Origin of the sequence: Janthinobacterium longum (genome assembly GCF_051380735.1) — a bacterium.
Classification (GTDB): domain Bacteria; phylum Pseudomonadota; class Gammaproteobacteria; order Burkholderiales; family Burkholderiaceae_D; genus Janthinobacterium.
Window position 1 is genome coordinate 276,115 of the sequence record NZ_JBNYXQ010000003.1, and the last position, 14,858, is coordinate 290,972.

At 58.8% G+C, this 14,858-nt stretch carries 15 protein-coding genes; 3 read left to right on the top strand and 12 right to left on the bottom strand.

What is annotated here, in order from left to right:
- Positions 1-263: 263 nt before the first annotated feature.
- On the bottom strand, positions 264-854 hold the full coding sequence (locus ACQ4WM_RS12090) for a GNAT family N-acetyltransferase (RefSeq protein WP_436546913.1): 591 nt from the start codon (positions 852-854) through the stop codon (positions 264-266).
- 123 nt (positions 855-977) lie between these two features.
- Complete coding sequence (locus tag ACQ4WM_RS12095) at positions 978-1,412, bottom strand: response regulator (RefSeq protein ID WP_436546914.1); 435 nt, start codon at positions 1,410-1,412, stop codon at positions 978-980.
- Between the two features lie 164 nt (positions 1,413-1,576).
- On the opposite strand from ACQ4WM_RS12095, the gene ACQ4WM_RS12100 reads away from it, so the two are divergent.
- The 3 genes from ACQ4WM_RS12100 to ACQ4WM_RS12110 all read left to right on the top strand — a co-directional run bounded on the left by ACQ4WM_RS12100 (position 1,577) and on the right by ACQ4WM_RS12110 (position 2,619).
- A complete protein-coding gene (locus tag ACQ4WM_RS12100; RefSeq protein ID WP_436546915.1) occupies positions 1,577-1,711 on the top strand; it encodes a hypothetical protein in 135 nt (44 codons plus the stop codon).
- A complete protein-coding gene (locus ACQ4WM_RS12105; protein WP_436546916.1) occupies positions 1,708-2,001 on the top strand; it encodes a hypothetical protein in 294 nt (97 codons plus the stop codon). Before ACQ4WM_RS12100 ends, ACQ4WM_RS12105 begins: the two co-directional genes overlap by 4 nt.
- A 168-nt stretch (positions 2,002-2,169) precedes the next feature.
- The gene (locus tag ACQ4WM_RS12110; protein ID WP_436546917.1) at positions 2,170-2,619 is read left to right on the top strand and encodes a hypothetical protein; all 450 of its coding nucleotides are present in this window, start codon (positions 2,170-2,172) and stop codon (positions 2,617-2,619) included.
- A gap of 292 nt (positions 2,620-2,911) precedes the next feature.
- On the opposite strand, the gene ACQ4WM_RS12115 is transcribed toward ACQ4WM_RS12110, so the two are convergent.
- From ACQ4WM_RS12115 to infB, 10 genes are all read right to left on the bottom strand, one after another.
- The gene (locus ACQ4WM_RS12115; RefSeq protein WP_436546918.1) at positions 2,912-3,307 is read right to left on the bottom strand and encodes a hypothetical protein; all 396 of its coding nucleotides are present in this window, start codon (positions 3,305-3,307) and stop codon (positions 2,912-2,914) included.
- Positions 3,308-3,419: 112 nt separating this feature from the next.
- Entirely contained in the window at positions 3,420-3,980 is a 561-nt protein-coding gene (locus ACQ4WM_RS12120) for a hypothetical protein (protein ID WP_436546919.1), read from the bottom strand.
- Between the two features lie 177 nt (positions 3,981-4,157).
- Positions 4,158-4,493, bottom strand: coding sequence for an energy transducer TonB (locus tag ACQ4WM_RS12125; protein ID WP_436547038.1), 336 nt, complete (start codon positions 4,491-4,493; stop codon positions 4,158-4,160).
- Between the two features lie 42 nt (positions 4,494-4,535).
- The gene (locus ACQ4WM_RS12130; RefSeq protein ID WP_436546920.1) at positions 4,536-4,871 is read right to left on the bottom strand and encodes an energy transducer TonB; all 336 of its coding nucleotides are present in this window, start codon (positions 4,869-4,871) and stop codon (positions 4,536-4,538) included.
- Between the two features lie 119 nt (positions 4,872-4,990).
- Positions 4,991-6,742 (bottom strand): methyl-accepting chemotaxis protein, encoded by a 1,752-nt coding sequence (locus ACQ4WM_RS12135; RefSeq protein ID WP_436547039.1) that lies wholly within the window; start codon positions 6,740-6,742, stop codon positions 4,991-4,993.
- A 554-nt stretch (positions 6,743-7,296) separates the two neighbouring features.
- The gene (dusA, locus tag ACQ4WM_RS12140; RefSeq protein WP_436546921.1) at positions 7,297-8,295 is read right to left on the bottom strand and encodes a tRNA dihydrouridine(20/20a) synthase DusA; all 999 of its coding nucleotides are present in this window, start codon (positions 8,293-8,295) and stop codon (positions 7,297-7,299) included.
- Between the two features lie 119 nt (positions 8,296-8,414).
- A complete protein-coding gene (typA, locus tag ACQ4WM_RS12145; protein ID WP_436546922.1) occupies positions 8,415-10,247 on the bottom strand; it encodes a translational GTPase TypA in 1,833 nt (610 codons plus the stop codon).
- 248 nt (positions 10,248-10,495) lie between these two features.
- Positions 10,496-11,431, bottom strand: a complete 936-nt coding sequence (gene truB / locus ACQ4WM_RS12150) for a tRNA pseudouridine(55) synthase TruB (protein WP_436546923.1) — start codon at positions 11,429-11,431, stop codon at positions 10,496-10,498.
- Positions 11,432-11,433: 2 nt separating this feature from the next.
- On the bottom strand, positions 11,434-11,850 hold the full coding sequence (gene rbfA, locus ACQ4WM_RS12155) for a 30S ribosome-binding factor RbfA (protein WP_436546924.1): 417 nt from the start codon (positions 11,848-11,850) through the stop codon (positions 11,434-11,436).
- Positions 11,851-11,966: 116 nt separating this feature from the next.
- Positions 11,967-14,828 carry a translation initiation factor IF-2 gene (gene infB, locus ACQ4WM_RS12160; RefSeq protein WP_436546925.1) on the bottom strand — a complete coding sequence of 954 codons (2,862 nt, stop codon included), beginning with the start codon at positions 14,826-14,828 and terminating at the stop codon, positions 11,967-11,969.
- Positions 14,829-14,858: the final 30 nt, after the last annotated feature.

Below are 14,858 nucleotides of genomic sequence, written 5' to 3' on the forward strand. Positions count from 1 at the left end.
TCAGGTAATTTCGGACACAGCGATAGGTTCAAGTGCTGCCATTTCCCGTTCGTAGGCGGTGGGCAGCAAATTGCCCGACGCTGAATTGATGCGCTTGATGGCTGGCGCCGAATTCTGCCTTCCAGATGAATGCTTGCTTTGCATGCTACCGACTCGCCAGCACGCTGCCGCGTAAAAGGCTGACCTGCCTACCGCCATCACGGCCAAGTTCGGTCAGGGCAACGTTGACGCTTATGATTTTGCTGGTCACGCGAACCCGGACACTATCGGTACTTCGCCGCCATATTTTTTCCGAGGTTCATGGCAGCCGGGTCCGTTGCAAGCAGGCTGAACTGGTGGAGGCTGACATGGCCGCCATTCTTGCACTCGACGTCGCGCAGTGTTCCTTCGTGGACGAATCCCAGTGTGCGCAGCAAATTGGCACTGGCCAGATTGTCGGGCTCCACGTCGGCATGCACGCGATGGATGTTCATGCGCATGAATGCATGCTGCAGTATCGGCGGTAGTGCCGTTCGCATGATTCCTCGCCCCCAGTACTGGGGCAGCAGCCAGTAGCCCAGGTCTATGCGGCGATGGGCTGGCAGCCAATCGTTCAGGCCGCATGCACCGATCAGCGCATCGTCCTCGCGCCTTGCAATGCCCCACCAGATGCCCGTGCCTTCTGCCAGAAGCTGCTCGTACCAGAGCATTTGCTCCGTCGTCGCATCCAGGCTGTCGTATGACACACCATAATGAGCAATGACGTCCGGGTGCGACAGGCCGGCGAATATCTGGCCAATATCCCGGGCCTCGATTCTGCGCAAAATGTAATCGCCCAGATCGAAGCGGGCGACAGGCAAATCTGGGGCATCCATGCGATATCGGTTCTGTTAACAGGTTTGTTCTGATATTGTTTGCGGCCGCTCGCTCATCAACAAGTGACTCTGTACAACGGGCAGGTGCTCGCCAAAGTTACCTGAATCCATGCAGGAAGACCATCAGCCCGCCAGCACCGACTGCACCGTCGTTGCCAGGTCTTCCATGCGTACCGGCTTGACCAGGAAATGGCGAAAGCCGACCGTCAGCGCATCGTCCATATACATCGGCAGGCTGTGGCCGGTGACGGCGACCAGCACGGCGTTGGCGGTGTCGGGATTGTTGCGCAGGCGACGGCCAATTTCGATGCCGCTGATGCCGGGCATTTCGATGTCAAGGTAGACGGCGTCGGGCACGCACTGCTTGACTTGCTCGACCGCCATTTGCCAGTTGCGCACCACCACCACGTTATGGCCAAACGTTTCGAGCAGCATGGCCAGCGATTCGCCGACTTCCTGGTTGTCGTCCACTACCAGCAAATTGAGCTTGCGCGGCGGTGCCGTCATGTCGCCATGCTGGCGGCGTTCCGGGGACTGGTTTTCAATTGTTTGGCTCATGTCGGTGTATTTTCTGGCTTCTGCAAAAACGGCAGTATACAAGAAGCGCGGTTTGGCGACCGCACGCAAGGCAGCCTGGGCCAGGGAAAGTTGCTTGATCGCCAGCACGGCAACCCTGCTATCGATGCGACGGTCTGACGAATGTTTCCAAACTGCCTGCCACCATGTTCAACATCACCGTCCTGGCCAGCCTGCTGCCGGCCGGCGCCGCCAGTGCGGCGACACCCGAACTGGTGGTCAATGGCAGTTTCGAAGGCAATGCCATCACCTGGCCATCACCTCGCCATGAGCAGCCGTGAGTGCAGTGACCGGCTGGACATCGCCGGCCAGCGGCAACTCTGCGTTTGAAATGCAAAAGGGCGCGACGCAGGGCGTCGAGAGCGGTTTCATGCCAACCGCTGCGACGGGCGTGCAATACCTGGAATTGAACACCTACCGCCTGACCTCGATTTCGCAAATCATCACGCCAACCTGGCAAAGCTTCAGCCAGACCGTCAGCGCTTTTGGTGCGGCGACCGTACCGCGTGTTGAATCGATCAGTCCGTTCAACGAGCCACCCGGCAGCAATGCCCGGTGGCTTTTTTCATGATAGGGTCACATCAAAGCCTGTCCTTGTTTCCCCATAGAATTAGATTAAGGCTACAATACTTTACTTATGTCAAACAATGCCAAGTGTGCATTGTCAGGCTAGTGCCGCCACAGCACCCTGATCACCCAATTTTTTATATCACGATGGCGATCGCCATCAGCAACGACCATGGCTGAAGAAAAACCGATTACTGAAACGAGTTCCTACGGCAAGGACACCCCCGTGGGCAGGCCTGATATCGATGGCCGCGCCGGCGTCTTCGTGCCGACGGAAGAGTTTGACATCAACAACAGCACCACTTTTCGCAAGGGGGCCGGCATCGTCGGCTTCGGCAATCACGATGGCACGCTGACCGTTTATTTCGAATCGAACCGTTTCGATGAAAGCAACCTGCACAAATGGGAAAACAAGGCGCGCAAAGCGTATGACCGCATGGTGATGGGTGCACCGACTGTGTCAAAAGGAAAGTTCGATGCGCGTTTCCTGGAGCAGGTCGGCGTTATTGATGGCATGGGTATCAACCTGAAGCACCCGGAACGGCTGACGCAGTGGCTGGCCGTATCGGACCTGTCGGATACGGCGCCGGAAGAGCCGGTGGTGCGCTGGAAAAATCGCTGAAATGGGCTTTCAGCAAGCTATAGCTGGGTTTGCGAGCATTTGTCCTACATGGTGACGGACATTCATCTGATGCCTGTAGGAATTAAATAAAACTATGATGGAGTCATACCGTCAGCGCTGAAGCGCTCAACCGCCACCCTCAGGAGTCCATCATGTCCCGCCTTATCCCCTTCAGCTTTGGTGCCTTCCAAATCAGTCTGGCTGGCGCGGCGATGTACATCCTGTGCTCGGCGGACGTGTTGCACCAAGCCTCTGTCTACTTCCATTAAGAGGCCTGGCGCCCTTCCCGGCCTTACCAGCGGCGGCCGCCGTGATAGCGGCCATAGCCACCCCATCCGCCACGCGGACCACGGTAGCCTGAACGGCCAAAACCGAACATGAAGTCGAGCCCGATCGATACCGGCGGATTGTAATAGTAAGGCTGCGGCGCATACACTGGCGCCGGCACATAGACAGGTTGCTGCACATACACAGGCTGCTGCTGTACGTACACCGGCTCACTCGTATATTCCACTCGCGGTTCACTGACCACACGCGACGACTGCACCGGCTCGGACGAGACCGTATGCCACTCATAGGGATTGTAGGCCGCCTGCGGCGCACGCGTGCCATAGTAGGCCGGGCCAGGGGGCGCCACCGCGCAACCACCGAGGGCGGCCATTGAGATTACTGCCAACAAGGTTTTCATCGCACACTCCTTTTCCAAGCTGGTAGTGTAAGAAATAAAGCGCCCCCCTGCTGCGGATTTACCGAATGTTACACGCCGATGCAGAGTGCAACATGAGCGCGTGCCAGCGGCCTCAGATGAACGGAATGTCGCACTTGTCGATTGCCTTGCCGGACGCATCGTGGCGCTGCGCACACACCTGGTAGCGCACGCCAAAATCGAGTTCGATCTGCTCCACCTTGCCATACTTCAAACCGATCGTGTGTTGTACTTGCTGCTTGCCGGCCAGCGCCGCGACGTCTTTCGGGATCGCCATCGCCGTCTGTACTTCACTCTGGCGAGCTTCCTGGCGCCGCGCCACGTCGATCGCCAGCGCAAAGGTCATGTTGACGCCACCGTCGGCATACGCGAACGACGGTGCGCTGCGCTGGGCCAGCATGACGCCCCAGGCGCACTGCTTGTCCTGCGCATCGCAGCGCTTGAGCTGCGCCAGCGGAAAATACTCGGCGGCCACCTTGCCATGCTTGATGGGCCAGCTGGTACGCACGCCATCGCGTTTGCCGCTCATGGGATTGACCCAGCTCAGGCTATTGACCAGCGCCACCGTCTGGCCAGATTCCAGTCCGGGCGGGGTGCTGAAACCGGCGCAGGCCGACAGGGAAACAACAGTGGCGGCGACAAGGGATAGTTTCAAGATGGAATGCATGATGGCCTCTGGGCATGAAAGAAACACGGCAGTGTAGTGCCGAGCGTAACAGATACGGTGCGCCGTGGCGTGGCGCACATGACAACGGGCGGTACCGCAATTCCGGCACCGCCCGTCAGGGGCAGCAAACATCGATGCGGCCAGCGGCAAGCGGGCCGGCGGCGATCAGTCCAGCTTCCAGGCGTAATCGACCTTGGTCCAGGTCTGCGCTGCAGCGCCATCCTTGGTGCCAGGCTTGAACTTGCACGCGGACAATCCCTTGATGGCCGCCTTGTCCAGGTTCTTGAAGCCGCTGCTTTTCTCGACTTTTGAGTCAGCAACACTACCGTCGGCGTTGACCAGGAAAGACATCGATACTGTGCCCTGCTCCTCGTTCAGCAGCGATGCTTTCGGATAATCGACCTTGCAGCTCTTGGCATCGAAGGATGCGGGCACCTCTGCCGCAAAGCTGGCGGACAAGACAGAAAACAGCAATGCTGCTGCAACACCGATATGACGCATACTTTTAGACATTTGCTTCCCCAATAAAATCAAACAGAGTGATTACAGCTTCCAGGAATAATCGACCTTGGTCCAGGTCTGGGCCACGCTGCCATCCTTGGTGCCTGGCTTGAACTTGCAGGCAGTAATGGCCTTGACGGCGGCTTTGTCCAGATTCTTGAAGCCACTGCTTTTGTCGACTTTCGAGTCGACTACCTTGCCGTCGGCCGAGACCAGGAAGGACATCGTCACGTCGCCCTGCTCTTCATTGACGAGCGAGGCTTTCGGATATTCCGCCTTGCAGGTTTTTGCATCGAAGGTCGCTGGCACTTCGCTGGCCAGGACGGTGGCGCTCACGCCGGAGAGAAGTACAGCTGCGATAACACTACGCTTGTTCATAATTAAACTTTTTCAACAACGTTAGACAAATTCGTAAAACTGGCTGCGCGATTGGCCGCGCAGCCCAGGACTCTACTGCCACCATGGCACTGCTGCTACTGGATGCTGCTTGCTACAATTTAAAACTCTTCCCACTCATCATTGCTGGTGCTGGCGGCAGCGGCACGCTTGCTGGCCTTGGGTGCCGCAGGAGCCGTCATTTCGGTCTTGCGTGTCAGCGACTTGACCGGACGCAAAGGCGCAGCCGGCTTGCGTGCCACCACCGGTGCGGAAGCGGTCACTTTCGCTGGCGCCGGCACCGGGGCCGTGACGCGCTCTTCACCCTCGACCAGCTTGAAAATGCTGACCACATGCGACAGCTCTGCCGCCTGATCCTGCAGGCTTTGCGCAGCAGCAGCCGATTGCTCGACCAGCGCCGCATTTTGCTGCGTCATGCCGTCCATTTCGATGATCGACAGGTTGACCTGTTCGATGCCGGCGCTCTGCTCGGCACTGGCGCTGGCGATCTCGCTCATGATGTCGGTTACGCGGCGTACGCTGTCGACCACTTCGCCCATCGTCACGCCGGCCTGGCCGACCAGGCGCGTACCGCGCTCGGTCTTCTCGGCCGAATCGTCGATCAGTATCTTGATTTCCTTGGCGGCGCCAGCGGAACGCTGGGCCAGGTTGCGCACTTCCGAAGCCACCACGGCAAAGCCGCGGCCCTGTTCGCCGGCACGCGCCGCTTCCACGGCCGCATTCAAGGCCAGGATATTGGTCTGGAAGGCGATGCCATCAATCACGCCGATGATGTCGACAATTTTCTTGGCCGACTCGTTGATCGAGCTCATGGTGTCAACCACTTGCGATACCACCGAGCCACCCTTGATCGCCACATCCGATGCCGTTGCAGCCAGCTTGTTGGCTTCGCGGGCATTGTCGGCGTTCTGCTTCACGGTCGAGGTCAGTTCTTCCATGGCCGAGGCAGTTTTTTCCAGTGCGCTGGCCTGCATTTCCGTGCGCGACGACAGATCCAGATTGCCGTCCGCAATTTCACGCGAGGCAGTACCGATCGCTTCGGTACCAACGCGTACCTGGCCAACGATGCCAACCAGGCTGTTGCGCATTTCCTTCATTTCCGCCAGCAGGCTGGTATTGTCCGAGCCTTGCGTGTCGATGCCGATCGACAGGTCGCCCTTGGCGATGCTGCCGGCGATCGAGGCAGTGTAGTCGGGTTCGCCACCAAGCTGCTTGAGCAGGCCACGGGTAATCACCAGTGCCGCCGCGATGCCGATGGCCACGGCCAGCGCACCGAGCACGATCATGAACAGGCGTGCGCTGTCGAACGCCTTGCGGGCGTCCGCTTGCATGTCTTCGTTGAGCTTGTCTTCCAGGGTGGCCAGCTGCTCCAGCGCATCGATCCATTTTTTCTGGACCGGACGGATTTCCTTGATCATCACGCGCGTTGCAGCTTCGGCATCGTTGGCCATCCACAGCGCCGACGCCTTGCCAATCGCCGGCATGGCGGCCGCTTCATATTCCTTGATGGAAGCGAGCAAGGTTTTTTCTTCGGCCGTCGATTCAACGGCGAACTTGGCTTCCAGCTTTTTCTGCGTTTCCTGGTAGGTCGCGGTCTGCGCCTTGATGCGCGCCATTTCCGGTTCCATGTCGCCCGAATCCGTCATCAGGGTCAGGATGCGCAGCGAGGTGATGCGGTCGCTGACATTGCCACGCATATCGATCACCAGACGGGTGACCACATTATTGACATTGATGACGTGATCGAGACGTTCCTGGATCTGCGCCATGCGCGCAATGCCCAGTATCGTGACAGCCACCAGCAGAACCAGTACCAGGGCGAACCCCAGGCCCAGGCGTGTACCAACCTTCATTTTTGCTAAATTCATTTCGGCTCTTCGTAAATGAAACTATTGATAAGAATTTTGCCCGGCACGACAAGACGAACGCTGCGCAACGCCAATATTCGCCAAGGGCCTGGTCAGCGCCTCAGCGTTACCGGTTGCGCGCAACACGGTGTGGTTCCTGCCCCTGGCAGCGCTGTTTGAACACAGTGACTGCGCATGCAAATTTGCCTCTCATATTGCATTTTACTTACGATTAATTCCATCGCGACATATAAAATTCATATGAGAAATATTTGTCTATAATCAATTATAGGTGTAAATTTTGCCTCAAAGCAAGCAATAACTGCCCATCTAATGCGCAGATTAACTTTCTTCGGGGAAATGACAACAACGCCGTTTCTTGCACCGTGGAAATGCCCCACGACTGTGCATGGGTGTGCCAAAACAGCACATTGTCAAGATGCAATGGCATGCAATGACACGTTTTTTCACCAAAAAATGGCAGGCGGAAGGAAGGCTGGAAGGCAGGCGACAGGTCTTGCTGTATAGACAAGATCGCCGTCAGAAGGTCAATCTGGCGATCAGGCCAGCGTAGTGGAAGACAGGCGCGCAGCCGCTTCAAGCAGCAGGCGTGGGTCGCCGGAGGCCAGTTTTTTGGAGTCCGATAAAGTCTGGCGGAAACCGCGTGCGCCGGGCAGGTTCTGCATCAAACCCAGCATATGACGCGTGATGCTGTTGAGCTTCAGGCGCTCTTCTTTTGCCAGCTGCGCGCTGATATAGGGGATCATGGCTTCAAGCACCTGTTCGCGTGTTTTGACTTCGGACGCGTCACCATAATAGCGCTGGTCGAACTGCGCCATTACATACGGATTGTGATACGCCTCGCGGCCCAGCATCACGCCGTCCAAGTGCTGCAGGTGCAGGTCGATTTCGTCCAGCGTCTTGATGCCGCCATTGATAATGAATTCGAATTGCGGAAAATCGCGCTTGAGCTGGTAGGCGTACTCATACTTCAGCGGCGGCACTTCGCGGTTTTCCTTCGGGCTCAGGCCCTTCAGGATGGCATTGCGCGCATGCACGATAAACGTCTTGCAGCCGGCCTCGGCCACCGTACCAACAAAATCGCACACGAAGTCGTATGACTCGCTGTCGTCGATGCCGATGCGGTGCTTGACGGTAACGTCGATATCGACCACGTCGCGCATGGCTTTCACGCAATCGGCCACCAGTTGCGGCTCGGCCATCAGGCAGGCGCCGAACGCGCCCTTTTGCACGCGCTCGGACGGGCAACCGCAGTTCAGATTGATCTCGTCATAGCCCCACTGCTGCCCCAGCTTGGCGCTGGTGGCCAGGTCCTTCGGATCGCTGCCACCGAGCTGCAGCGCGACCGGGTGTTCTTCCTCGTTGAAGCGCAAGTGGCGCTCCACATCGCCATACACCAGCGCGCCGGTGGTGACCATTTCCGTGTACAGCCAGGTATGGCGCGTGATTTCGCGGTGGAACTTGCGGCAATGGCGGTCGGTCCAGTCCATCATCGGGGCAACGGAAAGGCGGCGGGAAGGCAAGGAAGAGGAAGTCATGGCGGCTATGAAAAACAGGTCTGGAAACGACAAACCCGCTGCGCGCATCACCGGTTAGTGTCATGCGGCGCAACGGGTCTGGAAGCAGCATGGCCGAGAGGCCATGCTTGCACTACATATTACGCGTCACGCGACGCTTTTTTACGCTCGTGCTCTTTCAGGAAGCGCTTGCGCAGGCGGATCGATTTTGGCGTGATTTCGACCAGTTCGTCGTCCTCGATGAATTCAACTGCGTATTCCAGCGACATCTGAATTGGTGGTACCAGGCGTACCGCTTCATCGGTACCCGAGGAACGCACGTTGGTCAGCTGCTTGCCCTTGATCGGGTTGACGACCAGGTCGTTGTCGCGCGAGTGGATGCCGATGACCATGCCTTCGTACACTGGATCGTTGTGCGACACGAACATGCGGCCGCGGTCTTGCAGTTTCCAGATAGCGTAGGCAACAGCGGCGCCGTCGTCCTGCGAGATCAGCACGCCGTTGCGACGGCCAGCCATTTCGCCACGGGTGTTGTCGACTGGTGCGTATTCGTGGAATACATGGCTCATCAGGCCGGTGCCGCGGGTCAGGGTCATGAATTCGCCCTGGAAGCCGATCAGGCCACGTGCCGGGATCAGATACTCGAGACGCACACGGCCCTTGCCATCCGATTCCATGTTTTGCAGGTCGCCACGACGACGGCCCAGTTCTTCCATCACGCCGCCCTGGTTGGCTTCTTCAACGTCAACCGACAGGTTTTCAAACGGCTCGTGGCGCACGCCATCGACCATTTTGAAGACCACGCGTGGACGCGACACAGCCAGCTCGAAGCCTTCGCGACGCATGTTTTCGATCAGGATGGTCAGGTGCAGCTCGCCGCGGCCCGATACTTCGAAGATCGTGTCGTCGTCGGTAGGCGAAACGCGCAGCGCAACGTTGGCTTTCAGTTCGCGGTCCAGACGGTCGCGCAGCTGACGGCTGGTAACAAACTTGCCTTCGCGGCCAGCCAGTGGCGAGTTGTTGACCATGAAGTTCATGGTCAGGGTCGGCTCGTCGACGGTCAGCATCGGCAGCGGGTCCGGGGTATCCGGTGCGCACAGGGTCGAACCGATGCCGATTTCGTCGATACCGTTGATCAGGCAGATGTCGCCGGCAACGGCTTCGTCTACCAGCACGCGCTCCAGGCCCTTGAAGTTCAGCACCTGGTTGATGCGGCCTTTGACTGGCGTGGCGCCCGGGCCATTGATGACCAGCACGTCCTGGCCAACCTTGACGGTACCGCGATTGACGCGGCCAATGCCGATCTTGCCCACGTACGACGAGTAGTCGAGCGAGGTGATCTGCATCTGCAGCGGGCCTTCCGGATTGTCATCGCGCACTGGCACGTGTTCCAGGATGGCGTCGAACATCGGCTTCATGTCGCCGCTGCGCACATCTTCGGTCAGGCCGGCATAGCCGTTCAGGCCCGAAGCGTAGATGATAGGGAAATCGAGTTGCTCGTCGGTTGCGCCCAGTTTGTCGAACAGTTCGAACGTCTGGTTAATCGCCCAGTCAGGACGTGCGCCCGGACGGTCGATCTTGTTGACGATGACGATAGGCTTCAGACCCAGTGCCAGCGCTTTGCGCGTGACGAAACGGGTTTGTGGCATCGGGCCTTCTTGTGCATCGATCAGCAGCAAAACCGAGTCAACCATCGACAGCACGCGTTCCACTTCGCCGCCGAAGTCGGCGTGGCCTGGGGTGTCGACGATATTGATGTGGGTGCCTTCGTACTCAACAGCGCAGTTCTTCGACAGAATCGTAATGCCGCGCTCCTTTTCCAGGTCGTTCGAGTCCATGACTCGGGTGTCGACCGCTTGGTTTTCACGGAAGGTGCCGGACTGGCGCAGCAGCTGATCCACCAGCGTGGTTTTGCCGTGGTCAACGTGGGCGATAATGGCGATATTACGAATTGCGCGTTTTGTAGTAGACATGGTCGTTATATTTGCTGAAAAACTGCAGGGTGCGTACGGGGTGTACGGTTCGTTTCGATAGTGGCTGAAACTGGAACCGCGTAGTATAGCATGTTGCGTTGCGACGCCATTTAAAATTGCTGGCGGTTCGAAGTCTCGTCGGGTGATATCTTGAAAATGCAACACAATACCGGGGTCAGACCCTCAATGCCGCAAACTCGGAGGCTTGCGCTAGCGGGCGTGGGGGTCTGACCCCAGCAGTTCGTGAGTTACTGGTGCGCGGTGGCAATCAAGCGCTCGGGCGCCAGGATGCTGTATTCCTGCAACTGGCCGGTGCCCAGCAGCCTGGCGTCGTGATACACACGCACCCTGCCCGGCTCGGCTGGCACGGCGACTTCTTCCTTGCCCAGCGCAATCCGTTGGCCATGCAGAAAGCGTTTGGCCAGTTCTTCGGTCAGTTGCACCGCAGGAAAACTCGACAGCAAGGCGTCGACCGGTGCCAGCAGGCTCAACGGTTCGGCATGCGCCGTCAATTCGTCGAGCGTGATCACACCGTCCAAAGTCAGCTCCCCCACCTGCGTGCGGCGCAGGGCGTTCAGATGGGCTCCGCAGCCGAGTGCGTGGCCGATTTCTTCACCCAGCACGCGGATATACGTGCCTTTGCTGCACATTACCGACAATTTCAAAAACGGCGCCTCATAGCTTAAAAATTCCAGCTTGTGGATGGTCACCGGGCGCGCTTCGCGCTCCAGGGTGATGCCGGCACGCGCATATTCATACAGCGGCTTGCCGTCGCGCTTGAGGGCCGAATACATGGGCGGCACCTGCAAGATAGGGCCACGGAACTGCGCCAGCACGGCCTCGATCTGTTCGATCGTCACGTTGACGTCGCGCGTTTCCAGCACGGCGCCTTCGGTGTCACCCGTGTCGGTGGTCACGCCCAGGTGCACCAGGGTTTCATAGGTCTTGTCGGCTTCGAGCAAGTCTTGCGAGAACTTGGTGGCCTCGCCAAAGCACAGCGGCAACAAGCCGGTGGCGAACGGATCAAGCGTGCCGGTATGGCCCGCTTTTTTGGCGTTCAGCACGCGCTTGGACTTGATCAGCGCATCGTTGCTGGACCAGCCAACCGGCTTGTCCAGCAACAGCACGCCGTCGACCAGGTCGCGCACGCGCTTGATGCCGGGTGGTCGTTTCGGTCCCGCCACGCTTATTGCTCGTCCGATTCTGGTTTCACGTCCGGCTCGGCGTCAGCCGCGCGCGTAGCGTTGGCCTTGTCGATCAGCAGCGACATTTCCATGCCGCGCGAGGTCGAGCTGTCGTGCACGAAATGCAGCATCGGCAAGGTGTGGATATGCAGGCGCTTGCCCAGCAGGCCACGGATAAAGCCGGAAGCGGCCATCAGGCCTTCGGTGGTGTTCTTGATGGCTTCCTTGCTGTCTTTCAACATCGTGAAAAACACCTTGGCGTGGGCGTAGTCGGGCGTGATCTGGACTTCGGTGATGGTGATCATCGTGCCTACGCGCGGGTCTTTCAGTTCGTAGGCGACGATTTCGGCCAGATCGCGCTGGATCTGGTCTGCCACGCGCAAGCCGCGCGCCGGCATGGTTTTGCTATGTTTGGCCATGATAATGGTGTCCTAAGTGCCGCAGGGCGCATGAGTCAAACGGTTGCCCGTTGACCAATGCGCCCCACGTGTTGTGCGCGGACATCGATATGCCCGCGCTGTCGTTCTTGCTGAGATTACAGGGTACGAGCTATTTCCTGGACTTCAAACACTTCCAGGGTGTCACCAACCTGGATGTCGTTGTAGTTCTTCAGCGACAGGCCGCACTCGAGGCCGGCGCGTACTTCTTTTGCGTCGTCCTTGAAGCGTTTCAGCGACTCGATCTCGCCACTCCATACCACGATGTTGTTGCGCAACAGGCGGACCGAAGAAGCACGCTTGACGACACCATCGGTGACCAGGCAACCGGCAATCGCGCCGACTTTCGAGACCAGGATAACCTGGCGGATCTCGACCTGGCCGATGACCGTTTCGCGTTTCTCTGGTGCCAACATGCCCGACAACGCCGAACGGATCTCGTCGATCGCATCGTAAATGATGTTGTAGTAGCGAATGTCCACGCCGTTCGACTCGGCCAGCTTGCGTGCCTGGGCATCAGCACGGGCGTTAAAGCCGATGATGACTGCTTTCGAGGCAACTGCCAGGTTGACGTCCGATTCCGTGATGCCACCGACGGCCGCGTGTACCACTTGTACGCGCACTTCGGAGGTCGACAGTTTCTGCAAGGAACCAACCAGCGCTTCTTGCGAACCTTGCACGTCGGTTTTGATAATCAAAGGCAAGTTTTTCACTTCGCCTTCGGCCATCTGGTCGAACATGTTTTCCAGTTTCGCGGCTTGCTGCTTGGCCAGTTTCACGTCGCGGAACTTACCTTGACGGAACAGACCAATTTCACGCGCCTTGCGCTCGTCGGCCATCACGACCACTTCTTCACCGGCCACCGGCACTTCCGTCAAGCCTTGAATCTCGACCGGGATCGATGGACCGGCTTCGGCAATCGCCTTGCCGTTTTCGTCCAGCATGGCGCGTACGCGGCCATACGAAGAACCAGCCAGGATCACGTCGCCACGGCGCAAGGTACCCGATTGCACCAGGATCGTTGCGACCGGGCCACGGCCTTTGTCCAGACGGGCTTCGACCACCAGGCCACGGGCCGGCGCATCGACGGGAGCCGTCAGTTCCAGCACCTCGGCCTGCAGCAGCACTTGCTCGAGCAAGTCGTCGATACCCTGGCCGGTTTTGGCCGAGACCGGCACGAATGGCGATTCGCCACCGTATTCTTCCGGCACCACTTGTTCGGCAACCAGTTCCTGCGTCACGCGGTCAACGTTGCCGCCCGGTTTGTCGACCTTGTTGATCGCCACCACCAGCGGTACGCCAGCAGCTTTCGCGTGGGCAATCGCTTCCTTCGTTTGCGGCATCACGCCATCGTCAGCTGCAACTACCAGGATGACGATGTCGGTTGCCTTGGCGCCACGAGCACGCATCGCGGTAAACGCTTCGTGACCCGGGGTGTCGAGGAAGGTGATCATGCCGCGTGGCGTATCGACGTGGTAAGCGCCGATATGCTGCGTAATGCCACCAGCTTCGCCCGACGCCACTTTGGCGCGGCGGATGTAATCGAGCAGCGAGGTCTTGCCGTGGTCGACGTGACCCATGACGGTGACCACCGGTGCGCGCGGCCTGGTTTCGAAGTGCGCGTGTTCGCCCACGTCGGCCAGCAGTGCTTCCGGATCGTCCAGTTCGGCGGCAAACGCCTTGTGGCCCATTTCTTCGACCAGAATCATGGCCGTTTCCTGATCCAGCACCTGGTTGATGGTGCACATCTGGCCCAGTTTCATCAAATGCTTGATGACTTCGGAAGCCTTGACGGACATCTTGTGCGCCAGTTCGGCCACCGTGATGGTTTCCGGCACGTGCACATCTTTGATGACGGCTTCGGTAGGCGCCTGGAAATTCGTTTCGCGGTCGTCATGGTGCGTCGGGCGACGACCCTTGGCACCACCACGCCAGCTGTCACGACCCGCAGGGCCGCTGTTGCCGCGTGGCTTCGGACCACCGGTGGTGCCGCGTTTTTTCGCGTCATCGGACCAGGTCGACGACACATTGGCCGACTTGATCGATTTTTTGTCTGCCACGGCAGGCTTCTTGTCGCCCGGCTTGTCGCCAGGTTTCTTGTCGGCCGGCTTGTGCAGCGTGCCTTCCGGCGCTTTCGGCTTGACCGGCACCGGTACTGGCTCAGGAGCCTTGATGGCGCGGCGTGGCGCGTTCATCATGGCCTTGATCTGGGCGACCTCGTCCGCCACGGCCTTGCGGGCGCGGTCGGTGGCTTCGGCTTTTTCAGCAGCTTCCTTGGCAGCTTGTGCAGCAGCGGCAACTTTTTTCTTCGCTTCTTCGGCGGCAGCAGCTTTTTTCGCTTCGGCGGCGGCATCGTCGGCCACTGGCGCAGCAGCGCTGGCGACCGGCGCGGCGGCGGCCTTGGCGGCAGCTTTCTTCGCTTCGGCTTCGGCTTCTTTCTTGGCGGTCAGTTCAGCCTGTTGCGTGGCTTTCGCCTGGGCTTCTTTTTCCGCGTCGAGCTTGGCCAGACGCTCCTGTTTTTCACGCAGATCGGCTTCCTGGCGTGCGATCAGTTCAGCTTGCTTGCGAACTTCTTCTTCACGGCGCGCCACTTCGGCAGGGTCGATCACCGGTGCGGCAGGCGCGACCGGTTCAGGCGCAGCAACAGGCGCCGCTTCGTCACGCTGGACGAAGGTACGTTTCTTGCGCACTTCAACCTGGATGGTGCGCGATTTGCCGGTTGCATCGGCTTGCTTGATCTCAGTCGTTTCCTTGCGGGTCACGGTGATTTTCTTCTTTTCTGTGTCAGCCGCTGCGCCATGGGTGCGGCGCAGATGATCCAAAAGCTTGTCCTTATCATCTTTCGACAATGGATCTGACGTCGAACTTTTCTCGACGCCGGCAGAACGCAGCTGCGTCAGCAGCAAATCTGCAGGCATCTTCAGTTCGGTGGCAAATTGGGCTACGTTGTTACTCGCCATTCAGTCCTCTTTTCTTGGTGTCGCGACAGA